This window comes from Verminephrobacter aporrectodeae subsp. tuberculatae, assembly GCF_026127385.1.
GTDB classification, from domain to species: domain Bacteria; phylum Pseudomonadota; class Gammaproteobacteria; order Burkholderiales; family Burkholderiaceae_C; genus Acidovorax; species Acidovorax aporrectodeae.
This window is the reverse complement of record NZ_QZCX01000003.1, coordinates 251,490-277,111: the sequence shown is the minus strand read 5'-3', so window position 1 is coordinate 277,111 and position 25,622 is coordinate 251,490. Positions and strand designations below refer to the sequence as shown.

At 69.6% G+C, this 25,622-nt stretch carries 16 protein-coding genes and 2 pseudogenes; 11 read left to right on the top strand and 7 right to left on the bottom strand.

What is annotated here, in order from left to right; all coding sequences use genetic code 11:
- Nucleotides 1-5 precede the first annotated feature (5 nt).
- Nucleotides 6-914, bottom strand: a complete 909-nt coding sequence (locus tag D5041_RS16255; RefSeq protein WP_265285215.1) for a LysR family transcriptional regulator — start codon at nucleotides 912-914, stop codon at nucleotides 6-8.
- 106 nt (nucleotides 915-1,020) lie between these two features.
- Here D5041_RS16255 and D5041_RS16250 point away from each other — a divergent pair, with 106 nt between their 5' ends.
- Nucleotides 1,021-2,433 carry a DHA2 family efflux MFS transporter permease subunit gene (locus D5041_RS16250; RefSeq protein ID WP_265285214.1) on the top strand — a complete coding sequence of 471 codons (1,413 nt, stop codon included), beginning with the start codon at nucleotides 1,021-1,023 and terminating at the stop codon, nucleotides 2,431-2,433.
- A gap of 118 nt (nucleotides 2,434-2,551) precedes the next feature.
- On the opposite strand, the gene D5041_RS16245 is transcribed toward D5041_RS16250, so the two are convergent.
- The 3 genes from D5041_RS16245 to D5041_RS16235 are packed head-to-tail and all read right to left on the bottom strand — an operon-like array spanning nucleotide 2,552 to nucleotide 9,442.
- Nucleotides 2,552-3,184 carry a response regulator transcription factor gene (locus D5041_RS16245; protein WP_265256753.1) on the bottom strand — a complete coding sequence of 211 codons (633 nt, stop codon included), beginning with the start codon at nucleotides 3,182-3,184 and terminating at the stop codon, nucleotides 2,552-2,554.
- Nucleotides 3,184-5,217, bottom strand: coding sequence for a two-component system sensor histidine kinase NtrB (locus D5041_RS16240; protein WP_265256752.1), 2,034 nt, complete (start codon nucleotides 5,215-5,217; stop codon nucleotides 3,184-3,186). Before D5041_RS16240 ends, D5041_RS16245 begins: the two co-directional genes overlap by 1 nt.
- A gap of 34 nt (nucleotides 5,218-5,251) precedes the next feature.
- Nucleotides 5,252-9,442, bottom strand: coding sequence for a YhdP family protein (locus D5041_RS16235; RefSeq protein ID WP_265285213.1), 4,191 nt, complete (start codon nucleotides 9,440-9,442; stop codon nucleotides 5,252-5,254).
- A 194-nt stretch (nucleotides 9,443-9,636) separates the two neighbouring features.
- On the opposite strand from D5041_RS16235, the gene glnE reads away from it, so the two are divergent.
- The 3 genes and pseudogenes from glnE to D5041_RS16220 form a co-directional block, all read left to right on the top strand.
- A complete protein-coding gene (glnE, locus tag D5041_RS16230; RefSeq protein ID WP_265285212.1) occupies nucleotides 9,637-12,408 on the top strand; it encodes a bifunctional [glutamate--ammonia ligase]-adenylyl-L-tyrosine phosphorylase/[glutamate--ammonia-ligase] adenylyltransferase in 2,772 nt (923 codons plus the stop codon).
- Between the two features lie 112 nt (nucleotides 12,409-12,520).
- Nucleotides 12,521-13,363 (top strand): annotated as a pseudogene (locus D5041_RS16225) (phosphotransferase family protein); the annotation flags it as partial.
- Between the two features lie 77 nt (nucleotides 13,364-13,440).
- A pseudogene (locus D5041_RS16220) lies at nucleotides 13,441-13,754 on the top strand (transposase); the annotation flags it as partial.
- Between the two features lie 181 nt (nucleotides 13,755-13,935).
- Here the strand turns inward: D5041_RS16220 and D5041_RS16215 are convergent.
- A complete protein-coding gene (locus D5041_RS16215; RefSeq protein WP_265256748.1) occupies nucleotides 13,936-14,130 on the bottom strand; it encodes a hypothetical protein in 195 nt (64 codons plus the stop codon).
- Between the two features lie 115 nt (nucleotides 14,131-14,245).
- Here D5041_RS16215 and D5041_RS16210 point away from each other — a divergent pair, with 115 nt between their 5' ends.
- The 3 genes from D5041_RS16210 (at nucleotide 14,246) to D5041_RS16200 (ending at nucleotide 20,152) form a co-directional block, all read left to right on the top strand.
- Nucleotides 14,246-15,685: an efflux transporter outer membrane subunit gene (locus tag D5041_RS16210; RefSeq protein WP_265285211.1), complete on the top strand. Its 1,440-nt coding sequence runs from the start codon at nucleotides 14,246-14,248 to the stop codon at nucleotides 15,683-15,685.
- A 66-nt stretch (nucleotides 15,686-15,751) separates the two neighbouring features.
- Nucleotides 15,752-16,981, top strand: coding sequence for an efflux RND transporter periplasmic adaptor subunit (locus D5041_RS16205; protein WP_265280727.1), 1,230 nt, complete (start codon nucleotides 15,752-15,754; stop codon nucleotides 16,979-16,981).
- 12 nt (nucleotides 16,982-16,993) lie between these two features.
- Entirely contained in the window at nucleotides 16,994-20,152 is a 3,159-nt protein-coding gene (locus D5041_RS16200; RefSeq protein WP_265256745.1) for an efflux RND transporter permease subunit, read from the top strand.
- A 323-nt stretch (nucleotides 20,153-20,475) separates the two neighbouring features.
- On the opposite strand, the gene D5041_RS16195 is transcribed toward D5041_RS16200, so the two are convergent.
- Complete coding sequence (locus D5041_RS16195) at nucleotides 20,476-21,090, bottom strand: glutathione S-transferase family protein (protein WP_010099985.1); 615 nt, start codon at nucleotides 21,088-21,090, stop codon at nucleotides 20,476-20,478.
- A gap of 122 nt (nucleotides 21,091-21,212) precedes the next feature.
- Here D5041_RS16195 and purB point away from each other — a divergent pair, with 122 nt between their 5' ends.
- A complete protein-coding gene (purB, locus tag D5041_RS16190; RefSeq protein WP_265256744.1) occupies nucleotides 21,213-22,592 on the top strand; it encodes an adenylosuccinate lyase in 1,380 nt (459 codons plus the stop codon).
- A gap of 4 nt (nucleotides 22,593-22,596) precedes the next feature.
- On the top strand, nucleotides 22,597-23,157 hold the full coding sequence (locus tag D5041_RS16185) for a YaeQ family protein (RefSeq protein WP_010099986.1): 561 nt from the start codon (nucleotides 22,597-22,599) through the stop codon (nucleotides 23,155-23,157).
- A gap of 35 nt (nucleotides 23,158-23,192) precedes the next feature.
- On the opposite strand, the gene D5041_RS16180 is transcribed toward D5041_RS16185, so the two are convergent.
- The gene (locus tag D5041_RS16180) at nucleotides 23,193-23,600 is read right to left on the bottom strand and encodes a DUF3717 domain-containing protein (protein ID WP_010099987.1); all 408 of its coding nucleotides are present in this window, start codon (nucleotides 23,598-23,600) and stop codon (nucleotides 23,193-23,195) included.
- Nucleotides 23,601-23,696: 96 nt separating this feature from the next.
- Between D5041_RS16180 and D5041_RS16175 the strand changes: the two genes are divergently transcribed.
- Both D5041_RS16175 and nadB read left to right on the top strand, forming a co-directional pair.
- Nucleotides 23,697-23,915 carry a DUF3460 family protein gene (locus tag D5041_RS16175; protein WP_265285210.1) on the top strand — a complete coding sequence of 73 codons (219 nt, stop codon included), beginning with the start codon at nucleotides 23,697-23,699 and terminating at the stop codon, nucleotides 23,913-23,915.
- Between the two features lie 118 nt (nucleotides 23,916-24,033).
- Nucleotides 24,034-25,620, top strand: coding sequence for an L-aspartate oxidase (gene nadB / locus D5041_RS16170; RefSeq protein WP_265256743.1), 1,587 nt, complete (start codon nucleotides 24,034-24,036; stop codon nucleotides 25,618-25,620).
- Nucleotides 25,621-25,622: the final 2 nt, after the last annotated feature.

Here is a 25,622-nt window from a genome sequence, read left to right as displayed (position 1 = left end):
TGGCCTCAAAGCGGCGCCTGAGGCCATGTCTTCGTGGACAAGAGATCGCGGATACACCCACGCAACCAACGGTGCGCAGGGTCGGCGCTGAAGCGCGGATGCCACGCCTGGACGACCCGCTCTGGCGCGAGCTGTAGCGGCAGCTGAAAGGTCGTCAGGTGCAGGGGTCTCTGGACGCTCTGGGCAAAACGCGCAGGCGCTGTTGCCACCAGGTCCGAGCGCGCCGCCGCCATGAGTGCTGCATAGGGGCTGGGCACGGTGAGCACGACGAAGCGTTGCTGGCCAACTTCGGCCAGCTTCCCGTCGATCGGGCTGCCCGGCTTGCCGCGATGAAGCACGGCGACGTGGCGCTCTGCCGCAAAGCGCTCGATGGTCATGGGCCCCGCCGCGAGCATCGGATGCCCCTTGCGGACGGCACCCAGGAGGCTCTGCTCAAACAAGAGCTCCGTTTCTATCTCCTGCCCCCGGTCGTGAATCGCACCGATGTCCAGATCGACCTGGCCCTCGCGCAGGCTGGCGAGGTCGCCGTCGGAATCGGCGATGAAGCGCAACCGGGCGCTAGGCATCACCTCCTGCAATGCCCCCGCGAGTGCGGCCCCGAAGACGATGGACACGCCGTCGGGCGCACGGACGACGAACGTCCGCTCCACGTGGATCAAGCCTGCGTCGCCGGGGGAAAGCAAGGCCACGGCTTCTTCCACGAGCTTGCGAACCGGTGCGCGCATTTCCTGCGCGCGCACCGTCGGCACGAAACGGCGCCCGGCGCGCACCAGGATTTGATCCCCCGTGGCTTCCCGGATGCGCGCCAAGGTATGGCTCATGGCCGGTGTGCTGACGTGCATCCGCTTGGCAGCCCCACTCACACTGCCCTCTGCCAGCAATGCGTCGAGCGCGGCGAGGAGATTCAAATTCATGGTTGACTTCAAGTGAACTCAGCGTTCAGAACATTGCACTTTACATGGGGTCATCCCCCCCATGAAACTCTCGACTCCAGGACACATTCAGGAGCACAGAGAGGCCATGCAACCCACTTCATGCAAGAACAGGATCGTCGTTTCCATGCTCGTTTTGGTGCTGGTGCTCGCGGCGCTCGACCAGACCATCGTGGCGACCGCGCTGCCGACCATCGCAGCCGACCTGCAGGGGCACGGACAGCTGACCTGGGTCTTCTCGACCTACCTCGTCGCCTCGACGGCCGTCATCCCACTGTATGGACGACTGGCCGACGCGCATGGACCGCGCGCGACGCTGCTGTTTGCCTGTCTGATCTTCGTCGCAGGCTCGATGCTGTGCGGTCTCAGCAGGGACATGTCCGAACTACTGATCGCGCGCGCCGTTCAGGGACTGGGCGCAGGAGGCCTGATGACGTTGACGATGCTGGCCATCGGCGACGTCGTGCCGCCAACGCGTCGGGGCCAGTTCCAAGGGCTCCTTGGGAGCATGTACGGACTGGCAACGCTCTTCGGCCCGCCGCTGGGAGGATGGTTGACGGACCAGTTTTCCTGGCGATGGGCGTTTCTCCTCAACGTTCCCCCGGGGCTCATCGTGCTGCTGGTGCTCGCCGTCCTCTACCGGCCAGCGGGCCGCACGCGGGCGGGCGCGGTGGACTATCCGGGAGCCCTCCTCCTGGCCATGGCGTTGGTCACCGGGCTTCTTGCCACGCGAGCCCGTGCAGAAGATGGCGTCCATGCGCTCCTCCCGATCGCGGCCATTGGCTTGCTTGCCGCGTTCGTCTGGCTTGAGTCGAAGGTCGCCAACCCGATCCTTCCCCTGCGTTTGTTCCGTCGCAGCGCATTCACGCTCAGCAGCGTTCTGAGCGCCAGCACGGGCCTGGCCTTGTTCACGGCGGTCGTCTTCGTGCCCCTGCATCTGCAGTACAGCGCGAAGCTGGGGTCCGCGCAGGCGGGGCTGCACCTGCTGCCCCTGATGCTGGCGATCACCGCCGCGTCGGTCGTTGGCGGAAAACGAATGGGCCGGCGCGGCACCGCGCGAGCGCTCGCCATCGCGGGGTCGATGGCCATGGCCGGCGCCTATGTCGGATTGGCGCTGTCCACAGCGAGCGCAAACCGGGAGGCCATGCTGCTTGCGCTCGGCGTCCTGGGCCTGGGCATCGGGCTCACGATCCCGGTGACAACGATCGCGTGTCAACGCACCGCGCAAAGCCAGGACCAGGGCATTGCCACCGCCAGTGTCATCATGTTTCGCACCGTCGGAGGCGCCTTGGGTGTTTCCCTTCTGGGCGCGCTGCTCGCGCAGGGAATCCAGCCTCCGCCCGGAGGATTCGATTCCGCAGAGGGCTTTGCAACAGCCTTCTCGGCGGCCTTGCAGCCTCTGTTCTGGGTATCCGCGCTGGTCTGTTCCATCGCAGGTGTCGCCGCCCTTGGAATGCCGCAAGCCTTATTTCCGTCCCGTACCCATGAGCGTTTGCAGTGAGCCCAGGAGTTGGTTGGCTGCGGAACGGTTTCCAAGCGCAGCGTGGGCATCGATTGGCGGGGCAGGGCACGGACTCCGCCGCCCGTTCCCCTGAAGAGCCGTTGCCGCGCGCCGGCGCTCAATCCCCCGTGCGCAGCAGGTTCGCCAGTTCCACGGCCGACCTGACCTGCATTTTTTCGAACACGCGCGCGCGGTGTACCTCCACCGTGCGCACGCTGATGTCCAGTTGGTCGGCGATGAGCTTGTTTGGCAGGCCCGCGACGACGCGCGTGAGCACTTCGCGTTCGCGCTCCGTGAGGTCGCGCAGCCGGTCCTGCAGGCAGTTGCGCGCACGCAGCTGCGCCAGGCGCTGCGCCGATTCGGCGAGCGCCTGTTCGATGCGGTCCACCAGCGCGTTGTTGGAGAACGGCTTTTCACAGAAATCGAAGGCGCCGCGCTTGACGCTGGCCACCGCCGTGGGCACGTCGGCGTGGCCCGTGAGAAAGATCACCGGCATTCCCGCCAGGTCGCCGCGCGCCGCGAGCAGTTCGAACAGCGCCAGCCCGCTCATCGCGGGCATGCGCACGTCGAGCAGCAGGCAGCGGGGCTGGTGTTGTTGCGTGCGGCGGCTCTGCAGCATGGCGTCGAAGGCTTCGGCGCTGGCGAAGGCTTCGCTGGGCAGTCTGCGCGAACGCAGCAGCCAGGCCAGCGCCTCGCGCACGCCGGCGTCGTCGTCGACGATGTATACGGTGGCGTCGGACGCGGGCTGCATCAGGCGTCGCCCGCGCCGCATGGGCCCTGGGCGGCGGGCAGGGTGAAGCGAAATACCGTGCCGCGCGGCGCATGCGCCGCGAATCCGAGGGAACCACCGTGCTGTTCGATCACCGTGCGGCACATGCTCAGGCCCAGGCCCATGCCCTCCGGGCGGGTGCTGAAGAAGGGGGTGAAGAGTTTCTCTGCCACCGCGGGCGCGATTCCACTTCCCAGGTCGGTGACGGAAAACTCGATCCAGCCGCCGGGCTGCTCGCAGGGCGCGCGGTACGCCCGGATGTCGAGCACGCGCGGGGACACGGCGGGCGCGTCCATGGCCTGCATGGCGTTGCGCGCCAGGTTCAGCAGCACCTGCTCGACCATGGTCCGCTCGCACAGCGCGGGGGCCAGGCCGGGCTCGACGGTGGTGTGCACGCGCACGCCGAGCTTGCGCGCCTGCAGGCTCACCAGCGGCAAGATGGCGTCGAGCAGTTGCTGCACGGGGGTCTCCTCGCGCGCCCGGGAACGCCGGCGCACGAAGTTGTGCACGCTCTTGATGACCCGGCCGGCGCGCTCTGCCTGGTGGGCGATCTGGCGCATGGCGGTGCGCATGTCCTGTAGCGCGTCGCAGGCATCCGCGGCCAGGTCCGCCGGGATCGCGCGCTCCAGAAGGTTCAGCGAGCCGTTGGCGTAGCTGGAGATGGCGGCCAGCGGCTGGTTCAGTTCGTGGCCCAGCAGCGACGCCATCTCGCCCACCGTCGCCAGCCGCGCGCTGGCCTGCAGGCGTTCCTGCGACGCGCGCGAGAGTTCCTCCACGCGCCGCTGCTCGCTGATGTCCAGAAACGCGCTCATCCAGCCGGTGTGCTGGCCCTGGGCGTTGATGAGCGGCGCCTCGATGATCAGCACCGCAAACCGGGTCCCGTCCTTGCGCATGAATTCCGATTCGAAGCCCTCGCGCGGCGGCGTATGGCCCGCGAAGCGGATCGCCTGGCCCTGGCGGTATTCCTGCACCCGCTCGGGCGGCCAGTAGGGGGCCGACAGGCTGTGCCCCATCAGCTCCTGGGCGTTGAAGCCGACCATTTCGCAGAACGCCGGGTTGACGTAGGTGATGCGCCCCTGCAGGTCGCGCGCGCGCAGGCCGGTGACCAAGGAGTCTTCCATGGCCTTGCGAAACGCCAGCGCCTCGGCCAGGTCGCGTTCGGCGCGCAGGCGGCGGCGGTTGTCGCGTACCAGCACCGCGACCACGCTCACGAGCGCAATCGACATTGCGCTCACCAGCGCGCTGAGCACGTTCGGAAACAGATGCGGCGCCGCGTGCCAGCTCTCCATGCGCAGCACCAGCGTGCTGCCCGGCAGGTCCAGCAGATGCTGCGCGCTGAATCTGCGCAGGCCCTGGCTGGTCGCGCCGAGCACCGCCAGGCGTGTGCCGTCGGTCTCGGTGAGCGAGGCTTCCTGGCTGCGCGTGAGGTTGTGCGCCACCAGGTTCCCGAGGAGGTCCTGCAGGGCGTAGCTGGCAAGCAGAAAGCGCGCGCCCAGGGGCACGCACAGTTCCATGTGCTCGGCGCCGAGCCCGTCGCCGTGCGGCTGAAAGTAGCTCCCGGAGTACGCTGGCTCGCCCAGGCGGCGGGCGTTGGCGCAGGCGATGGCCCGGTCCGGCGGACTGCCGTCGTGCAGCGGGCTGTTCCAGGCCACGGGGCGGTACGGCGACTGCACATGGCCGAGCAGCCGCAGATCGGTGTCGCGCAGTTCGATGCGCAGCAGCTCGCGCCGATTGCGCAGCAGTTCGGATGCATCCCCCTCCCACGCCTGCTGCCCGGGCAGCGCTTGCAGGCTCTGCAGGTTGCGCGTGAGCGCCACGCGGATGTCGGACACGGCGTCGGCCGCGTCGCGCTCGAGCTGCTCCTGCACCTGGCTGGCCTCGTAGCGTCCGGCGAGCCAGACCATGGTGGCGAGCACCGCGAGCACGAGCAGCACGAGCGCCGTCCACAGCGACCAGCGCCGCCATGCGCCGCGCCAGCGCTGCATCAGGGTGTGCCCGGCGCTCACGGCACGCATTGCACGCCGGAGCGCATCCGGATGGCGGCGGCTTTCATCGGGGCTCTCCGCGGGTCTCCGGGGTTGTGTGGACAGAGTCATCGGCGAAATCATCCGCGGAGTCATCGGCAGAGTCATCAGCGGGAGCGGTGGGGGTGGAATCGCCGGGGTCGGTCGCGCGGCCCTTGCGTCGAATGCGCACGACGCGCGGCTCGCTCCAGGTTCCATCGACGCGGAACTCCCGCGTTGCGGCCTCGATCAGCGGGCGGCGCAGAAAGATCTGCGCCAGGAAGCTGCCCAGGCCGATCACGGGATTGATCGCCGTGGCGACCAGGGAGGCGGTCAGCGCGTTGATCTCCGGAACCACGAGCACGCGCAGGTTCTGGGTTTCGTGTGCGATGTCGGCGCTGCCCTCCATCAGCACGGCGGCGCTGACGCCCTTCATCTGCAGGTTGTTCGTGGTGGCCAGGCCCTGGTCGATGCGCACGTCGCCGCGCACGAAGTCGAACGCGAAGCCCTTGCTGAACACGTCGCGGAAGTCCAGTGCCAAGCGCCGCGGCAGCGATTGCAGGCTCAATACGCTGAGCAGCTTCGCCGGCCCCCCGGGGTCGGCCTGGAGGAACTGGCCCGATGCGACGTTCAGGTGGATCTGTCCGGCCATGGAGCGGTAGTCGGGGCTGAACGGGGTCCCGGTCCAGGCCAGCTGCCCTTGCATGCGCCCCTTGCCATTGCGCACCGTGTCGGCCATCCCCAGGCTGTCGAGCAACGCGCCCGCGTCGTGGATTTCGAGCTCGAAGTCGAGCTGCGTGCGCCGCTCGGTCGGCCCGGGGCTCGGCTGCGCCCAGTTGCCGCTCGCGCTCAGGCTCGCCTGCGGCGTCAGGAGGTCGAACTGACTCAGCTGCCACTCGCGCCGCATGCCCTCGCCGCGGTTTTGCGCCTGTATTTCCAGGCGCCCGAGGCGTTTGCCGCGCAGCTCGAATGCGTCCACGACGATGTCCAGCGCGGGCAGGTCGCCCGGTCGTTCGTCGAGCAGCGACTCGACCTGGGCCACGTCGTTCTGCGGAACGCTCAGGCGCGCCAGGCGGGCGAACACGCGCCCGCCGGTCTGTTCGGGCGCGGTCGGCGGGCGGTATTCCAGATGGCCGTTGAGCTCCACGGCGTCGAGGGTCGCGCGCCAGGTGCTGCCTTCGCGCTGCACCCCGGCCACGAGGTTGTGCAGGGTGCGGCCCTGCAGCGTCAGCTGGCGCGCACGCAGCGCCAGCGTGCCGGGCAGATAGTCCTGCGCCACGCCGGGTCCGGCAGCGGCGCTGGACGGGCGGGCGGGCGTTCTCGTCTCCGCCGGCTGCTCCAGCACCTGCGCCCATGCGTCCAGATCCAGCTGCGCCTGCTGGATGTTCGCGGCCACGCCCTGCGCGGGCAGCGGGGCGGACTCCCCATGGCCCAGGCCGATGCCGATCGTGCCGCGCAGCACCCGGGCCTGGGGCCCGCTCAGGTCCCGCAGATAGCTGGCCGAACCCAGCGCTCCCAGGTCCAGGCTGAGCTGGTCGCGCAGCACGGCGGCGTTGCCGGCCGGGCCGGCCAGCGACTCGCGTGTCAGCCGGTTTTCGAAGCGCAGGGGCAGGCTGCTTTCGGCCGATTTGCCCAACGGGGCGGGGAGCGCCAGCGCCATGCCCTGCAGGCTGGTGTGTACCTGCAGTTCGGGAACGCCCCGGCGAAACGCCAGCGCCAGGGTGTAGGGAGCGCTGCCCGTCGCGCGCCGCGCCAGCTGGGACAGCATGCCGGACGGGAATGCCTGCTGCAAACCTTCGGCGCTCATGATTCCTTGCGCGTGCAGCTGCACGCTCGGCTCGGTGGCGGCCGCGTGCGGATCGAGCGCGCGCATGCCCCCTTCCAGCCGCACGCCGCCGCCCAGCGCCTGGGCCTGCACGCCCTGGAGCGAGAAGCCGGATTCGCTGAATTGCACCGTGCCGCGCACGCGGCTCAGGGCGGGGGTGTCCGGCGTGATGCGCAGCGCGTTGCCGGCCAGCGTGACGCTCCCCTGGACCCGGGCGTTGTGCAGTTCGTGGATGGGCAGGTTCAGGCGCAGCTGAAAGTCTGCGTCGCCGCTCCCGCTGGCCTGGTCCAGGGCATGGCCGGTCATGCGCCCCAGCGGCGAGCGGCTCATGAGCGCGAGCAGTTCCGGCAGGGGCCCCCGGGAGTCCGCGCTGACGTTCACGACGGTGTGTTCCAGGTTGGGGATGCTCGCGTCCACCCGCGACAGCCGCAGTTCCTTGCTGCCGGCAAAGCGCCCCGTGGCGCCGCGCACCTGCATGGACGAGCGCTCGAAGATCAGCTCCCCGCTCAGCCCCGTGAGCGCAGGCCAGTGCGGCGAGTCGGTGGGCTGCAACGAATCGGGGACGTAGGCGTAGGTCACGTTCCGGACGCGCGCGGCGATGCGAAACTCCCCCTGCCGCGGGTCGTTGAAGGGCAGGTCCTGCAGATCGCCCTTGACGCGAAAGCGCACGTTGCTCGCGCTGCCCGCGGTGATGGCGTCGCGCACGTAGTGGCGCGCCTCCTGCGCGACCGCCAGGGGCAGGTAGCGGTGCACCCGCGTTCCGTCGGCGCGGCTCAGGCTGCCCGTCAGGTCCAGAACGCCCGGAAAGCGCGCACGCTGCGGCGCCTTGGCCGTGTCGCTGGTATGCCATGCGGCGTGGACCTGGCCCTGTACGTCGGCGTTGGCAAACTGCACGTCGCTCGCCTGCACGGCGATGCGCTCGCCTGCGAGCTGCCAGCGCACGTTCGCGCTGAGCTTGTCGAGCGGCAGCACCGGGTCCTCGAACACGCCCGGCAGCAGCAGGGCGCCGGAGGCGATGGACAGCGCGGCCCGGCCGCCGGCCTGCGTCATGTCGATGTCCAGCGTGGCCCCGCGCAGGCCCGGGTGCGACGGCGCAGCGCCTTTCTTGCCGTCCTCGCTGCTTCCCGCGAGCGCCAGGCCCTGGACGCGCCCTCGCACCCGGTATTGCTGCGGGTCGTCCAGCGGACCCGTCCAACTGGCGTCGATTGCGTCCACCATTCCCTGGGGGGAATGCCTGCGCAGGGCGTCGTGCACGGCGGCGTCCAGCGGCAGACGGCTCGCGATGCGCGCCAGCGCGGCCAAGTTCAGGCGGTCCGCGTGCAACTCGCCCTGCGCGGGTGTCTTGTCCGTGGCCGCGGTGTGCGCCAGCCGCAGGTTCCCGCCGGGCCAATGCAGGCCGTCGTCGGTCTGGAACTGCAAGGCCTGGGTGGAAAACTCGAATCCCCCGCTGCGCTGCCTTGCTTCCAGACGCCCCTGAAACGATGGGAGCATCAGCGCCTGCAGGCCGGGGCCGAGGGTGGCGTGCACGTCGGCCAGAGCCAGGTCGAGCGTTGCGCCGACGATCTGCCCGTGCCGTACGTCGGCCCAGGCGCGCAGCGCTCCGTGGCCCCGGGTCAGCGGCGCGTCCGGGCCTGCATGCTGGCGCAGCTGCGCGGCGTCCAGGCGCGCGAAGTCGGCGAACAGCTGGCCACTCCAGTGCCTCCAGTTGCCGTCACCGGCCTGCAGCAGGGGCGCGCGAAACAGGCCGACCACGCTGAAGCGATCGCCCCAGTCGCTCGGGGGCGATGCGTCCATGCGCAGGCGGTGGCGCCAGTTGCCGTTGCGCAGCACCAGGTCCACCTGCTCCAGGGCCACCTGCGGGGCAGGGCGCTGCTCGTCCGTCCAGCGCAGCGTGCCGCCTTTGACGACGATCTCGCTTTGCGCGAACAGCCAGTTGGCCGCCGCGTCGCCGCTGCCGTCCTGATTCCGGGCCAGTTCCAGCCCCGCCACGTGGATGCGCCCATCGGCCGTGCGCCGCACCTCCAGATCGGGCGCTTCGAGATAGAGCTGCGCGAACCCCCGGTTCAGCAGGGAGCGCGCGGACAGCGTTCCCGCCACCCGAGGCAGGTGCAGCACGCGGCGGCCCGAGGCGTCGAGCAGCGCGACGTCCGAGAGCTCGATCAGCAGGGCCAGCCCCTGCGCGCGCTTGGTAATTGCGCCGATCGTGACGGGCGCCCCCAACGCTTGCGTCATCAGGGTCTGTAATTGCGGGCGGAAATTCTCTATCGGCGGCACAATCCAGTCATGCAGCAGCACCCCCCACGCGATGATCAGCAACAGCCATAGTGCCAGCAGCAGACGCAACAGGCCCGTCGCGAGGCGGGAGACGGCCTTGAGCAGGCGGGAAGGGGACGACGGAGCGGAATCGGTCATGCTGCGCTGGAAACTGGCGGGGATTATGACCCGCAGCCCCGGGGCTCCGCCGGGGCGTCCGGCATCGCTCGCGCGCCCCACGGCCCGAGCCGACCAGCGCACGACCGGCTCTGCCGGGCCGCGGCTGGCGTCTCCTCAGGCGCAGACCCGGGGAGGATGCATCCACGTCGGCGCGGCCTGCGGCCCCGGACACCATGCAGCCAGCGTGCGCTGAAGCGCCCGAGAATCCATCCCCGCCCGGCGCGCCCTTTGTTCCGGGCGCCGGGCATGCGCGCTTCTACCAGCGCCTGCAGCGTCGCTACGCAGACGATCTGTCCCTGTTGCCCCCGGGCGCTCCGGTGCTGGCCACCATGGAGCGGGCCTACGAGGCCCTGCGCGCGCGCGGCTGCGACACGGCAAGCGCCCTGCGGGTGCTGCGCCAACTGGTCATGGAGCGCCTCATGCGTATCGACTGCGCGGCGCAGGCGCCGCTGTCCGAGATCACCCGCGCCATGACCGAACTCGCCGAACTGGCGCTCGACCACGCCTGCCGCCAAGCCCGGCAGGAGCTCGACGCGCGCCACGGCGCGCCGTGCGGGCCGCAGGGCCAGCCGGTCGCGCTGTGGATCGTCGGCATGGGCAAGCTCGGCGCGCGCGAGCTCAACGTCTCCAGCGACATCGACCTGATCTACGTCTACGAACAAGACGGCGAGACCGCCGGAACGGCCGACGGGCGTGGGCGCATCTCGAACCACGAGTACTTTGCGCGCGCCGTGAAAGCCATCTACGGCCTGATCGGCGAGAGCACCGAACATGGTTTCGTGTTTCGCGTGGATCTGGCGCTGCGGCCCAACGGCCAGTCGGGGCCGCCCGCGGTTTCCCTTTCTGCGCTGGAGGAATACCTGCAAGTGCAAGGCCGTGAATGGGAGCGCTTTGCCTGGCTCAAGAGCCGCGTCGTGGCCCCGCGCGCGAGCATCGCCAGCGCCGGGGTGCAGGCGCTGCGGGGCGTGGTGCTGCCCTTCGTGTTCCGGCGCTATCTGGACTACGGCGTGTTCGAGGCGCTGCGCGCGCTGCACCGCCAGATTCGCGAGCACGCGGCGAAACGCAGCGCCGGGCACCCCGAGCGCGCGAACGACGTGAAGCTCTCGCGCGGCGGAATCCGTGAAATCGAATTCATCGTGCAACTGCTGCAGGTGGTGCGCGGCGGGCAGTTCCCGGAATTGCGTTGCCGCCCCACGCTCGACGCCTTGCAGCGCCTGGCCCGCGCGGCGCTGATGCCCCCGGAGACCGCCGACGCCCTGGCGCGGGCCTATGTGTTTCTGCGCCGCGTGGAACACCGCATCCAATATCTGGACGACCAGCAGACGCACGCGCTGCCCACGCGCGACGACGATCTGGCCTGGATCGCGCACACGCTGGACTACCCGGACTGCTGCGCGTTCCTGCACGCGCTCGACGCGCACCGGGAACTGGTCGCGCAGGAGTTCGATACGCTGCTCGGCGGCCCGGGGAAAAAGCCCTGCCACGGCTGCTGTGCTGCCGGCGCGCCCCCCCCCGTGCCGGAACTCGACGGCCTGCTGGAACAACTGCCGCCGGACCTGCGCGCACGCGTCGCCGAGTGCTGCCGCCACCCGCGCGTGACCGGGCTGCGCGACGAGGCGCGCGCGCGCCTGGTGCGCCTGGTGCAGCGCAGCGCGCAGTGGGTCGCCGAGGGGCGCGTCAGCGAAACGGCCGCCGTGCGCCTGATCGACTGGCTGGAGTCCTTGCTGCGCCGCGAAAGCTACCTGGCGCTGCTGCTCGAGCGCCCCGCAGTGCACGCGCAGTTGCTGCAGTTGCTGGGCGCGGCCCGGTGGCCTGCGCGCTACCTGCTGCAGCATCCGGGCGTGATCGACGAACTCGCGGGCGACGCGCTGCTCGCCGAACGCTTCGTGGCCGCCGACTTCGAGCGCGAACTCGCGCTGCGCCTGACCGCGCTGCGCGCCACCGGCGAGGACGACGACGAGAACCTGCTGAACCTGCTGCGCCGCGCCCAGCACGCCGAAATCTTCCGCACGCTGGCGCGCGACCTGGGGCGCTGCCTTACCGTGGAGCAGGTGGCGGACGACCTCTCCGCGCTCGCCGACAGCGTGCTGCGCGTCACCACGCAATGGTGCTGGAGCCGCCTCAGGGCGCGCCACCGCGAGCACCCGCAATTTGCCATCATCGGCTACGGCAAGCTCGGCGGCAAAGAGCTTGGCTACGGCAGCGACTTGGACATCGTGTTCGTCTTCGACGACGACGACGAGCGCGCCCCCGAGATCTACGCGGCCTTTGCGCGCAAGCTCATCAACTGGCTTACCGTGAAAACCGGCGAGGGCGGGCTCTACGAGATCGACACCGCGCTGCGGCCCAACGGCAGCGCGGGCCTGCTGGTCACGCGCTTTGCCGCCTACGCCGCCTACCAGCAGCAGCGCGGCAGCAACACCGCCTGGACCTGGGAGCACCAGGCCATGACGCGCGCACGCTTCGTTCTGGGCAGCGACGCGCTGCGCGCGCGCTTCGACGCGGTGCGCGAAGCGGTCATCAGCGCGGCCCGCGACCCGCTGGCGCTGCGCGCCGAAATCGTGGGCATGCGCGAGCGGGTGCGCGCCGCGCACCCGACGCCTGCGGGGCGCTTCGACGTGAAACACAGCCCGGGTGGCATGGTGGACGCCGAGTTCGCCGTGCAGTACCTGGTGCTGTCGCGCTCCGCGCAGCACCCGCAACTGCTGGCGAACGCCGGCAATATTGCGCTGCTGCAAGACGCGCAGCGCGCGGGCCTGCTGCCTGCGGGCGTGGGACAGGCCGCCGCCGACGCCTACCGCGCACTGCGCCGCGCGCAGCACCAGGCGCGGCTCGACGAGACGCCGACACAGCTTGCGCCGCCCGCATTGCAAGCCGAGCGCGACGCGGTGCTCGCGCTGTGGCACGCGGTCCTTGGCGCCAAACAAGAGGCGGTCGGTGCTTGATGCGGGCAGGATGGAGATGAAGAATATTGTGCATGGCCCGGTGTGATGTTCGCAGCGGGTATGGCGTAACTTTCCTGTCGATACCTCTGCGGACCCGGCGTCTTTTCCAATAATGCGACGCGCTAACGCACTCCATCTCACCGCGCAAGAACTTGCCGCCTTGGTCGAGCCGGCATTCCCCGGGGTCGCGATCGAGGCGTGGGCGCCCTGTCTGCTGGGCGGCTCCAACTCCCTCTTCCGGTTCAAGCTGGCGGGTGATCCGGCGAATTACATCGTCCGCATCTGCAGCCGCGACCCCGCTTCCTGCGCCACCGAGGTCGCGGTCCTGCGCCTGGTGCGGGCCACGGTGCCGGTCGCCGAGGTAATCCACGTGGGCCGCATGCCCGGGGACGCGGCATTGCCCTACGTGATCAGCACCTGGTTGGACGGCATCACCCTGGCCGAGGCGCTGAAAAGCAGGCGCTGGGCCGCGCGGGCGCTGGGCGAGGCGGTGGGCCACACGCTCGCAGTGATCGGCGCGCATCCCTTTCCGAGGCACGGAAAATTCGACGGCGCGCTGAACGTCACGCCGTGGAGCGTCGCGCTGGGCTTGCAGGACGGCGGGGCGTCGACCGCTGACGTGGCGCTGAAGTATCTGGACCATCACGCCGGCAAACACCTGGGCGACGCGCGCAGGGCGCAGGTGCTGGAACTGCTGTGCGAGTACGACGCGGCCGCCGACGCGCACGCGCCGGCGCGCTTGGTGCATGCGGATTTCAACCCCGGCAACATCATCATCGCGCCCGCACGCGAGGGCGAATCCCGGGTCGCCGGCGTGATCGACTGGGAATGGGCGCACGCCGGCAGCCCGTTGCTGGACGTCGCCGTCCTGCTGCGCCCACGGGGGCTGATGGCGGACGAATTCGAGTCCGCGTTCGGCGCCGCCTTCGTGGCGGCCGGCGGCGAACTTCCAGCGCATTGGCGCACGCGTGCCGCCACCCTGGACTTCTTGAACTTGCTGGAGCTGATCGACGCCCCGGCGCCGCTGGAGGAGCTCAGGCTTACCGCGCTGCGACAGCTGCTGTCGTCCCTCGAGCGCCAACGAAAGGAAAACACATGACGTGGCGTTGCGTGGCGACAGTCAGGCTGTGGCCCAATGGCGTAAGCGAATGGGCACCCAGGAGGCCAAGCAGATCTACAAGGAGCGTGCGGCCAGCATCAAGTGCACCAACGCACATCTGCGCAACCGCGGCTTGCAGCGCCTGAATGTGCGCGGCCTGACCAAGGCGCGCGCCGTGCTGCTGTGGCATGCGTTGGCCCACAACCTCAAGCGCATGCTGGCTCTGGATTTCCCCTTGGCAGTCTGAGACGCGCAAAACAGGCCGCAATGAGCGATCCTGGCGCGTCAGGCTGCCCCGCAGCAAGGCAAACTCGTCCCAGAAGACGAACCTGGGCTTGAATCGGGCCATCTCCCATCTCCTTTATCCACAGGTCATCGGGTTTGGCTTGTACCGCGTCCATTGCTGAAATTGAAAAATTCACACGCTCTCAGAACTCGGACCCGTAGTAGTCCAAGATATCCATGCCAGCGTATCGCCCCAGGTCCCGGCGCACCAGCCTCACGCGCAAAATGCCCTTTGGTCCCCCGCCCACGAGGTGGATGGCCGCAGCCTGCTTGCCCATGATCTCGCCTTCCAGGCCATCGAGGGTGAAGCGTGATGTTCGCAGCGGGTATGGCGTCACTTCCCTGTCGATACCTCTGCGGACCCGGGTGGCTTGGTGGCGCGCTCGCGTATAGTCCCGCCCGGTTCGCCTGCAAATCCAGGAATTCCAGGATTGCGCACCAGGAATGCCCTCCATGAAGCTGTGCCATCGAATTCTTCTGACGCTTTGCATGCCCCTGGCGTTGGTGGCCTGCGCCACGCCGGCGCCCCCGGCGACAGTGGCGGCGCCCGTTCCCGCCGCCTGGAACGCGCCCCTGCCGCACCAGGGCTCGCTCCAGGACCTGTCCCGGTGGTGGACGCAGTTGGGTGATCCACTACTGGTCGAACTGATGGCCGCCGCGCAGGACCTCAGCCCCGATCTGGCGCAGGCGCGCGCGCGCATCGCGCAGGCCCGCGCCGTGCAGGTCGCCAGCCGCGCGGACCTGGGGCCGTCGCTCGACGCGCAGGCCAAGGCCGGCCGGGGCTTCAACGAGCAGTTGGGCCACGTTGCCAGCACTGCGCAGGCGGGGCTGGCGACCAACTGGGAACTGGATCTGTTTGGCGCCAACGCCGCCGCCGAGACCGCGGCCGGGCAGCGGCTCGCCGGTGCGCAGGCGCTGTGGCACGAGGCGCGTGTGAGCGTGGCCGCCGAAGTGGCGCAGCAGACCAGCAGCCTGCGCAGCTGTCTGGAGCAATTCGACCTGGCCGAGCGCGACGCCCATTCGCGCGCCGAGACCGAGCGCCTGTCGGCGCTGAGCGAGCGCGCCGGCTTCACGGCGCCCGCCACGGCCGCGCTGGCGCGCGCCAGCGCCGCGCAGGCGCAGGCGCGTGCGGCGCAGCAGCGCATGCAGTGCGACGTGGGGTTCAAGGTGCTGGTCGCGCTCACCGGGTGGCAGGAGCCGGCGCTGCGCGCACGCCTGGCAGCCGCGCCCGGTGGCCCGGCGCCCGACACGCTGTTCGCGCTCGCCGCCCTGCCCGCGCAGGTGCTCGCGCAGCGGCCCGACGTGTACCACGCCGAGCGCGAAGTCGCGGCGACCAGCGCCGAGCTGGGCCAGGCGCAGGCGCAGCGCTACCCGCGTCTGGCGCTCAGCGGATCCATCAGCGCGGCCTGGCTGCGCAATGCGGGGGCGACGACCGACCTGGGCACCTGGAGCATCGGCCCGCTGACGCTGAGCCTGCCGTTGTTCGACGGTGGACGCCGCGCCGCGCAGACCGACGCGGCGCGGGCGCGCTACGACGAGGCAGCGGCGCTGTACCGCGCCCGCGTGCGCCAGGCGGTGAGCGAGGTCGAGCAGGCGCTGGTGCGGCTGGCGAGCACCGCCGAGCGCAATGCCAGTGCGCGCACCGCTGCCGAAGGCTACCGCGCTTCGTTTGCCGCCACCGAGTCCGGCTGGCGCGCCGGCCTGACGAGTCTGCTCGAACTGGAGGACGCGCGGCGCAACGCGTTCGCCGCCGAAGACGCCCTGATCGCCCTGCGCAACGAGCGCCAGCTGGCCTGGATCGCGCTGTACCGCGCAGCCGGCGGTGGATGGGACGCGCAGCAGGGCCTGGCCACGGCCCAGTCATCCGACACCCCGGACAGCAGCGCGCGCTGAGCACCGGCCGCACGCTGCCGCCCAAGGAACCGACGAACCGACGAACCCATGGAATGGACCTGACCCATGCCCGATTGCACACCAGATTCCCGGCCCGATTCCCCTTCTGCTTGCCCGCCGGCTCGCACACCGGACTCCTGGCTCTCGCGGCGCACCGCCTGGGCGTTGGCGGGACTGGGGGGCGCCTGCGCGCTGGCCGCGGGCGCGGTGCTGCTGTCTGGCGCGTCGCGCGCCGCCGATGAACCCAAGACGCAGGCGGCGCTCACGGTGAACGCGGTGCAGCCGCAGCGCAGCCGCTTTCCGCTGCGCCTGGCCGCCAACGGCAACGTGGCCGCCTGGCAGGAGGCGAGCATCGGAGCCGAGGGCAACGGCCTGCGCCTGACCGGGGTGCTGGTGAACGTGGGCGACCGGGTCGCTGCCGGCCAGTTGCTCGCCACCTTCTCGGACAGCAGCGTGCACGCCGACCTGGCCCAGGCGCAGGCCAACCTGTTCGAGGCGCAGGCGAACGCCGGCGAGGCCCGCGCGAACGCCAGCCGTGCGCGCACGCTGGAGGCCACGGGCGCGCTGAGCCAGCAGCAGATCGATCAGTTCATGACCGCCGGGCAGACCGCGCAGGCGCGCGTGATGGCCGCGCAGGCCGGCGTTGACGCGCAGCGGCTGCGGCTCGCGCACACGCGGGTGCTGGCGCCCGACAGCGGCGTGATCTCGGCGCGCACGGCCACCGTGGGCGCCGTGGTGAGCGCGGGCAACGAGCTGTTTCGCATGCTGCGCCGGGGCCGCCTGGAATGGCGCGCCGAAGTCACCGCCAGCGAGTTGCACCGCATCCAGCCGGGAATCAAGGTCCGCGTCACCCCCGCGGGCGGCACCGCGGTCGAAGGCAGCGTGCGCATGCTGGCACCCACGGTCGACCCGCAGACGCGCAATGCGCTGGTCTACGTCGACCTGCCGGCGCACGCGCAACTGCGCGCCGGAATGTTTGCGCGCGGCGAGTTTGCGCTGGGCGACAGCGAGGCGCTCACGGTGCCGCAGGAGGCGCTGGTGCTGCGCGACGGCTTTGCCTACGTTTTCGTGCTCGACGCCAGGCAGCGCGTGCAGCAGCGCAAGGTGCAGACGGGTCGGCGCGTGGCCGACCGCGTGGAAGTGCTCTCGGGCCTGGACGCGCAGGCGTCGATCGCCGTGCGCGGCGCGGGCTTTCTGAACGACGGTGACTTGGTGCGCGTCGTGGCCGCTGCGCAGGACGTGCGGCAAAGCGCGCCCGCCGCACCCGCGGGTCTCTCCCCGCGCGGCGCCCAGTAAGGAGCATTTCCAATGAATGTCTCCGCCTGGTCGATCAAGAACCCCATCCCCGCGCTGATGCTCTTCGTGCTGCTGAGCTTCAGCGGCCTGCTGGCGTTCAACGCCATGAAGGTGCAGAACTTTCCGGACATCGACCTGCCCACGGTCTCCGTCACGCTGACCCTGCCCGGTGCCTCGCCCGCGCAGCTTGAAAGCGACGTGGTGCGCAAGGTCGAAAACAGCATTTCCACGCTGCAGGGCCTCAAGCACATCTACACCACGGTGCAGGACGGCAGCGCCACCATCGCGGCCGAGTTCCGGCTGGAAAAGCCCACGCAGGAAGCGCTGGACGACACGCGCGCGGCCGTGGCCCGGGTGCGCGGCGACCTGCCCGGCGACCTGCGCGACCCCGTCGTGACCCGGATCGATTTGGCCGCGCAGCCCGTGCTGGCCTTCACCATCGCGTCCGACCGCAGGGACGACGAGGCGCTGTCCTGGCTGGTGGACGACACCGTGGCCAAGAAACTGCTCGCGGTGCGTGGTGTCGGCGCCGTGAGTCGCGTGGGCGGTGTCGATCGGGAGGTGCGCGTGGAGCTCGACCCCGTGAAGTTGCAGGCGCTGTCCGCGTCGGCGGCCGACGTGTCGCGCCAGCTGCGGCTGGTGCAAAGCGAGAGCGCGGGCGGGCGCACCGACCTCGGCGGCAGCGAGCAAGCGCTGCGCACGCTGGCCACGGTGCAGTCGGCGCAGGAGCTCGCGGGCCTGACGCTCGCGCTGGCGGACGGGCGCCACGTGCGGCTCGACGAGCTCGCCACGGTGTCGGACGGCGTCGCCGAGCCGCGCGCGCTGGCGCTGCTCAACGGCCGGCCCGTGGTCGGCTTCGAGATCGCGCGCAGCAAGGGCGCGAGCGAGTTGGAAGTGGGCGCTGCGGTGCAGGTTGCGCTCGCAGAACTGCACATGCAGCACCCGGACCTGCAAATCACCGAGGCCTTCAACTTCGTGCAGCCGGTGCAGGAGGAATACGACGGCTCCATGCACCTGCTGATCGAAGGCGCGATGCTGGCCGTGTTGGTGGTGTGGCTCTTTCTGCGCGACTGGCGCGCCACTTTCGTGTCCGCCGTGGCGCTGCCGTTGTCGGTCATCCCGGCGTTCATCGGCATGCATTTTCTGGGCTTTTCGATCAACGTGGTCACGCTGCTGGCGCTGTCGCTGGTGGTGGGCATTCTGGTGGACGACGCCATCGTCGAGGTCGAGAACATCGTGCGCCACCTGCGCATGGGCAAAACGCCCTACCAGGCGGCGATGGAAGCCGCCGACGAAATCGGCCTGGCCGTGGTGGCGACCACCTTCACGCTGATCGCGGTGTTCTTGCCCACGGCGTTCATGGCCGGCATTCCGGGAAAATTCTTCAAGCAGTTCGGCTGGACGGCGTCACTCGCGGTGTTTGCCAGCCTGGTGGTGGCGCGCGCGCTGACGCCGATGATGGCGGCCTACATCCTGCGGCCCATCGTGCACGGGCACCAGGACCCGCGCTGGATGCGCGTGTATCTGCGCTGGGCGGCGTGGTGCATAGGGCACCGCGGGCTGACCTACCTGGCAGCGGCGGTGTTCTTCGTCGGCTCGCTGGCGCTCATCCCGCTGCTGCCCACGGGCTTCATCCCGCCCGACGACAACTCGCAGACGCAGGTGTATCTGGCACTGCCGCCGGGCAGCACGCTGGCGCAGACCCACGCTGCGGCCGAGGACGCGCGCCAGCGCATCGCCCGGGTGGAGCACGTGCAGCGCGTGTACACCACCATCGGCGGCGGTTCGGCCGGAGCGGACCCGTTCGCCGGGGGCGCGGATGCGCAAACGCGCAAGGCCACGCTCACCATCATGCTTTCCACGCGCGGCGCGCGGCCGCGCAAGCAACTTATCGAGCAAGCAATCCGCGCGGCGCTGGTGACCCTGCCCGGCGTGCGCAGCAAGGTCGGCTTGGGCAGCTCGGGCGAGAAATACGTGCTGGTGCTCTCGGGCGAGGATCCGCAGGTGCTGGGCAGCGCGGCGCTCGCCGTGGAAAAGGACCTGCGCCGCATTGCGGGCCTGGGCGCAATCTCCTCCACGGCCAGCCTGGTGCAGCCGGAGATCGCCGTGCGCCCGGACTTTGCACGCGCCGCCGACCTGGGCGTGACCAGCAGCGCCATCGCCGAGACGCTGCGCATCGCCACCGTGGGCGACTACGACATGGCGCTGCCCAAGCTGAATCTGGCGTCGCGCCAGGTCCCCATCGTCGTCAAGTTGCAGGACGACGCGCGCCAGGACCTGGCGCTGCTCGAACGCCTCACGGTGCCGGGCAGCAAGGGCCCGGTCATGCTCGGCCAGGTGGCCACGCTGGAGTTCAGCGGCGGCCCCGCGATGGTGAACCGCTACGACCGTGCGCGCAACGTGAACTTCGAGATCGAGCTCTCCGGCCTGCCGCTGGGCGACGTCGCCAAGGCGGTGCAGGACTTGCCTTCGATCAAGAACCTGCCACCGGGCGTACGCCAGATCACGATCGGCGACGCCGAGGAGATGGGCCTGCTGTTCGCCAGCTTTGGCCTGGCCATGCTCACCGGCGTGCTGTGCATCTACATCGTGCTGGTGCTGCTGTTCAAGGACTTTCTGCACCCGGTGACCATCCTGGCGGCGCTGCCGCTGTCGCTCGGCGGCGCGTTCGTGGGGCTGTTGATCGCGCAAAAGAGCTTTTCCATGCCCTCGCTCATCGGGCTCATCATGCTCATGGGAATCGCGACCAAGAACTCCATCCTGCTGGTCGAGTACGCCATCCTGGCGCGCCGCGAGCAGGGGCTGACGCGGCGGGAGGCGCTGCTCGACGCCTGCCACAAGCGCGCGCGTCCGATCATCATGACCACGCTCGCCATGGGCGCGGGCATGCTGCCCATCGCGCTGGGGTTTGGCGTCGCCGACCCGAGCTTTCGCTCACCGATGGCGGTGGCGGTGATCGGCGGACTGATCACCTCCACGCTGCTGAGCCTGCTGGTGATTCCTGCGGTGTTCACGGGGATCGACGACATCGGGCACGGGGTGGCGCGCCTGCTGCGCCGCCTGCTCGGCAGGCACCCGACCCCCACCACAGCACCGCCTGCGAGACAAGACGGGATTTCCCTTGGTCATGGGGCCGACGCAGCAGGCGAACGCGCTCCCCGGACACCATGAAATTCTTTTTACATTCCCTCGATAAAAATCGGCTAGACTTCGGAACCGTACCGCCCTGGTGTCACTCTCTTGTTCGTGGCGCAAGACAATTGTGGCAACTGTCACAATCGCGCGGCACGAAACCATGGTTTTACGTTGCGAAGCCTTTTGGGCCCCCGGGTTCCGACTGACCTCCTGAAGCGCTTTTCCTCCCTCCCTCTCTGATTCGTTTCGGGACGCTTCGCAACTTTTTTTATTCCGACCGCCAGCCAGGGGGAGCTGGCGGCGCATCAACCCAATACCCCCACACCCCGCCGCGCGCCCTGTCCGGGCGGGCGCGGCGCTCAGGAGGGCCGGGTCTCCGCGAAGCTCGGGCGTTGCATCAGCTTGTCCAGCAGCCGACCCAGGTTGGGATGGGCGTTGCGCCAAGTGATTTCGGGAAAGCGAAATTCCAGCCAGCCCAGCGCGCAGCCCACGGCGATGTCCGACAGGCTCAGGGAGACGCTGCTGCAATACGGCCTGTCCCCCAGGCGCTGGCCCATGAACCGCAGGCCGTCGTGCACCTTGCGCAGCTGGCGCTCGATCCATGCCTGGCTGCGTTCGCCGTCCCCGCGCGGCACCCAGTGGGCCTCCAGGCGCGCGAGCACGGCGGCGTCCACGACGCCGTCGGCCAGGGCTTCCCAGGTCTTGACCACGGCGCGTTCGCGGCCCTTGGCCGGAATCAGCTTGCCGACGGGCGACAGGGTGTCCAGGTATTCCACGATCACGCGCGAGTCGAACAGGACTTCGCCCCCATCGATCACCAGGCAGGGGATCTTGCCCAGCGGGTTCGAGGCCGGGACTTGGCTATCGTCTGCCCAAACGTCGTCTTGCACGAACTGGTAGTCGAGTTTTTTTTCAGCCAGCACGACGCGCACCTTGCGGACGTAGGAACTGGCAGAGGTTCCGATCAATTTCATGGTCTGTTTACATTGGGGCAAGCTTGGACGATCAGCGATCGATTCTATCGGCAGAAATCCGTGGAGAAACCCGGGAAGGCTGGCTCTCGGGCGGTGCTTGCCGGCCCCTACAATGGCGCGCCATGAGCCTGCCCACCCTCACTGCCTTGTCGCCGCTCGACGGCCGATACGCCGCAAAGCTTTCCGCCCTGCGCCCGATCATGAGCGAACACGGCTACATGCACCGTCGGGTGCAGGTGGAAGTGGCCTGGTTCATCGCCTTGTCCGACGCGGGTTTTGCCGAGTTCAAACCCCTGACCACCGGCGCCCGGGCCTACCTGCTGGGCTTGGTGAAGAACTTCTGCGAGGCCGACTCCCTGGCCATCAAGGAGATCGAAAAGACCACGAACCACGACGTCAAGGCCGTCGAATACTGGATCAAAAGCAAATTCGAGGCGCGCCCGGAACTGCAAAGGGCCGCAGAGTTCGTGCACTTTGCCTGCACCAGCGAGGACATCAACAACACCAGCCACGCCTTGCAATTGCGCTCGGGCCGCGACCAGATCGTGCTGCCCAGCCTGGACCGCATCCTGCTCAAGCTGCGCGAGATGGCGCATGTCTTTGCCGATACGCCCATGCTCAGCCGCACCCACGGTCAGACGGCCAGCCCGACCACGGTGGGCAAGGAAATGGCCAACGTGGTCATGCGCCTGCAAACGGCCTGCGAGCGCATCGCCGCAGTGAAGATCATGGGCAAGATGAACGGCGCCGTGGGCAACTACAACGCGCACCTGTCCGCCTGGCCCGACTTTGACTGGGAGGCCTTCAGCCGCAAGGTCGTCGAAACCCCCGAACCCCTGGGCCTGGGCCTGACGTTCCAGCCCTACAGCATTCAGATCGAGCCGCACGACTACATGGCCGAACTGTTCGACGCCATGGCGCGCGCCAACACCATCCTCATCGACTTGGCGCGCGACATCTGGGGCTACGTCAGCCTGGGCTATTTCAGGCAGCGCCCGCGGGCCGGCGAGGTCGGCTCGTCGACCATGCCGCACAAGGTGAACCCGATCGACTTCGAGAACGCCGAAGGCAACCTGGGCCTGGCGAACGCGCTGCTCAGGCACCTGTCCGAAAAGCTGCCGGTCAGCCGCTGGCAGCGCGACCTGACGGACAGCACCGTGCTGCGCAACATGGGCGTCGCGCTGGGCCATGCCACGCTGGCCTACGCCGCGCTGCTCGCGGGCCTGAACAAGCTCGAAATCGACGAACGGACCTTGGCCGCCGACCTGGACGCCGCGTGGGAGGTGCTCGCCGAACCCATACAGACGGTGATGCGCCGCTTCGGCGTCGCGGGCGCGTATGAGAAGCTCCGGGAGCTCACGCGTGGCCAAGCCGTGACGGCGCAGGCGCTGCACGATCTGATCCTGTCGCTGGAAATTCCCCAGGCGGAAAAAGACCGCCTGCTGGCGCTGACGCCGGGCAGCTACCTGGGCCTGGCCGCCGTGCTCGCGCGCCGCGTCTGATGGCATGGCGACCAAGGCCACGATCTTCAAGGCGCAGCTGCAAATCGCCGACATCGACCACGGCTACTACGCCGAGCACGCGCTCACGCTGGCACGCCACCCCAGCGAGACCGACGAGCGGATGATGGTGCGGCTCGCGGCGCTGGCGATTCAGGCGCACCAAATGCAGGCGCTGTGCCGGGGCGACGGGACCCTGGCGTTTGGCGCGGGCCTGTCCGACCCGGACGACCCGGACGTTTCGTTGACCGACTTCAGCGGGCGCCGGCGCCTGTGGATCGAGGTCGGCCAGCCGGATGGCAAACCCCTGGCCCGCGCCTGCAGCAAGGCCGACGCGGTGCTCGTCTACTGCTTTCACGGCGCGGCCGAGGTCTGGTGGAAGGGCATTGCTGCGCAGCTCTCGCGCTTCGAGCGGCTGCAAGTCTGGCGCATCCCGAGCGCGGCGTCGCAGGTGTTGGCGCAACTGGCCGAGCGCAGCATGCAAGTGCAGGCCACGCTGCAGGATGGGTCCGTGGCCCTGAGCAGCGCGCAGGGCTGCGTGCTGTTCGAACCCCAGCGCTGGAAGTAAGTTGCGGGGCGCGCCTCGCCGCTCGGGAGCGGTGCTCAGCCGGGCGCTGCCGTCGCGCGCTCGGCGTAGCGGTTGAAGCGCCAGGCCGAATGCTCCAGCGTGATGCGGCGCCACACCCGGCGCTTCTCCGCCGGGCCCATGGAGGGCCAGCGCTGGACCTCGTCGAAAGTGCGCCCGCAGCCCTTGCACAGCGCGTCGCCCTGGCTCGTGGAGCAGACGGCGATGCAGGGCGTGTCGGGCGTGCTGTCGTACCAGGCCAGCCAGGCGGCCAGGGCCTGCGGTGCCAGGCCATCGACCTCGTCCTCGTGCCGGTAGACCATCTGCGCGTAGACCTCGCCGAGCGCGCGCAACTCGGGCGCCAGCGTGACGCCGTCGGGGGACGGCGCGCGGCTGCGCCAGTAGTTGATCGCGGCTTCGATGTCGGTGATGTGGATGGCGGCCATGGCGGGTGGCGGTGGCAGGGGTTGGATCATAGCCGCGCGCGTGCGGCCGGGGCCGCGGGGGCCCGGTAGAATCCACGCCCGAGAGGTTTGCCGTCCATGTCCATTTTCCGCCGCCCCGACTACCAATCCGACGCCACGCAGTTCATCAACCAGCTCAAGGCCAACAGGCCCGAACTGGAAAACGAGCAACGCGCCGGCCGCGCCCTGCTATGGGACAAAAAGGTCGATCGCAAGCTCTGGAGCGGCTACCGCGCGGCCCGGGTCGCGCAAAGATCCTATGTCTATCAGACCGACGTTCAGACCGGTGCCGATTGATCCGCGCATCGGCCGCAGGCGCAGGGTTTTCCGGCGCTGAGCGTTCCGTATTCTCCGGTGGCGCTGGCGCCGCCACCCCGACCGGCGACCCCGGAATTTCACCTCCGCAGCGCACACCATGGCAGCCCACGACTTCGACGTCCTCATCGCCGGCAGCGGCCTGGCCGGCCTGTGCGCCGCGCTGCACTTGGCGCCCACGCACCGCGTGGGCGTGATCACCAAGCGCGAGCTGGAGGACGGATCGAGCACCTGGGCCCAGGGCGGAATTGCCGCCGTGCTCGCCGACGGCGACAGCTTTGCCGCCCACATCCAGGACACGTTGGAGGCCGGCGCGGGCCTGTGCGACCTGGCCACCACCCGCTTCGTGGTGGAAAACGCGCCCGCGGCCATCGCCTGGCTGCGCCAGCTCGGGGTGCCCTTCACGCTCGACGGCGAGCGGCTGCACCTGACCCGCGAGGGCGGCCACAGCGCGCGCCGCATCGCGCACGTGACGGACGCCACCGGCGCCGCCGTGCAGCGCACGCTCATCGATGCGGTGCGCGCCACGCCGGGAATCACGCTGTTCGAGCAGCACACGCTGGTGGACCTGATCACCCCGCGCAAGCTGGGGGGCAGCGGCCACCGTTGCCTGGGCCTGTACGCGCTGGACGGCGTGCGCGACACCGTCATCACCCTGCGCGCGCCGCAGACCATTTTGGCCACCGGCGGCGCGGGCAAGGTCTACCTGTACACCACCAACCCCGATACCGCCACCGGCGACGGCATTGCCGCCGCCTGGCGCGCGGGCTGCCGCGTGGCGAACATGGAGTTCATACAGTTCCACCCCACGGGGCTGTACCACCCGCACGCCAAGTCCTTTCTCATCAGCGAGGCAGTGCGCGGCGAGGGCGGGCGGCTGCTGCTGCCACCGTCGGCCGGTGGCGCACGCTTCATGCCCGAGCACGATGCGCGCGCCGAACTCGCGCCGCGCGACGTGGTGGCCCGCGCCATCGACTACGAGATGAAGCGCCATGGACTGGACTGCGTGCACCTGGACATCTCGCACCGCAGTCCGGCGTTCTTGCAGGCGCATTTCCCGCATATCCTGGCGCGCTGCGCGGCGCTGGGAATCGACATCACGCGCGCGCCCATCCCCGTGGTGCCCACGGCGCATTTCACCTGCGGCGGGGTACTCACCGACTTGGCGGGCCGCAGCGACCTGCCCGGCCTGTACGCCGTGGGCGAGGTGGCCTGCACCGGCCTGCACGGCGCGAACCGGCTGGCGAGCAACTCGCTGCTCGAATGCATGGTGTTTGCCCGCGCCGCCGCGCAGGCCATTGCTGCGGCGCCCGCCGCCGAGCTGCCCGAGCTGCCCGCCTGGGACGACAGCCGCGTGACCGACGCCGACGAATCCGTGGTCATCTCGCACAACTGGGACGAGCTGCGCCGCTTCATGTGGGACTACGTGGGAATCGTGCGCACCAACAAGCGCCTGGAACGCGCGGCGCACCGCATCGCGCTGCTGCAGGGCGAGATCGACGAGTTCTACGCGCACTTTCACGTCACGCGCGATCTGCTGGAACTGCGCAACCTGGTGCAGGTGGCCGAGCTGATCGTGCGCAGCGCGCAGCTGCGCCGCGAGAGCCGGGGCCTGCACTACAGCCGCGACCACCCCGATGCGGCGGCCCCGGCCGCGCCCACCATCCTGGTTCCGGCCATGGCCTGAAA

Excerpts from the sequence above, each read along its gene's own strand:
- purB (WP_265256744.1), top strand. The coding sequence starts at position 21,213 with ATGAGCCTGCCCACCCTCACTGCCTTGTCGCCGCTCGACGGCCGATAC.
- D5041_RS16180 (WP_010099987.1), bottom strand. The coding sequence starts at position 23,600 with ATGGCCGCCATCCACATCACCGACATCGAAGCCGCGATCAACTACTGG.
- D5041_RS16235 (WP_265285213.1), bottom strand. The coding sequence starts at position 9,442 with ATGACCGATTCCGCTCCGTCGTCCCCTTCCCGCCTGCTCAAGGCCGTC.
- nadB (WP_265256743.1), top strand. The coding sequence starts at position 24,034 with ATGGCAGCCCACGACTTCGACGTCCTCATCGCCGGCAGCGGCCTGGCC.
- D5041_RS16185 (WP_010099986.1), top strand. The coding sequence starts at position 22,597 with ATGGCGACCAAGGCCACGATCTTCAAGGCGCAGCTGCAAATCGCCGAC.
- D5041_RS16175 (WP_265285210.1), top strand. The coding sequence starts at position 23,697 with ATGTCCATTTTCCGCCGCCCCGACTACCAATCCGACGCCACGCAGTTC.
- glnE (WP_265285212.1), top strand. The coding sequence starts at position 9,637 with ATGCAGCCAGCGTGCGCTGAAGCGCCCGAGAATCCATCCCCGCCCGGC.
- D5041_RS16210 (WP_265285211.1), top strand. The coding sequence starts at position 14,246 with ATGAAGCTGTGCCATCGAATTCTTCTGACGCTTTGCATGCCCCTGGCG.
- D5041_RS16200 (WP_265256745.1), top strand. The coding sequence starts at position 16,994 with ATGAATGTCTCCGCCTGGTCGATCAAGAACCCCATCCCCGCGCTGATG.
- D5041_RS16255 (WP_265285215.1), bottom strand. The coding sequence starts at position 914 with ATGAATTTGAATCTCCTCGCCGCGCTCGACGCATTGCTGGCAGAGGGC.
- D5041_RS16250 (WP_265285214.1), top strand. The coding sequence starts at position 1,021 with ATGCAACCCACTTCATGCAAGAACAGGATCGTCGTTTCCATGCTCGTT.
- D5041_RS16245 (WP_265256753.1), bottom strand. The coding sequence starts at position 3,184 with ATGCAGCCCGCGTCCGACGCCACCGTATACATCGTCGACGACGACGCC.
- D5041_RS16240 (WP_265256752.1), bottom strand. The coding sequence starts at position 5,217 with ATGCGTGCCGTGAGCGCCGGGCACACCCTGATGCAGCGCTGGCGCGGC.
- D5041_RS16205 (WP_265280727.1), top strand. The coding sequence starts at position 15,752 with ATGCCCGATTGCACACCAGATTCCCGGCCCGATTCCCCTTCTGCTTGC.
- D5041_RS16195 (WP_010099985.1), bottom strand. The coding sequence starts at position 21,090 with ATGAAATTGATCGGAACCTCTGCCAGTTCCTACGTCCGCAAGGTGCGC.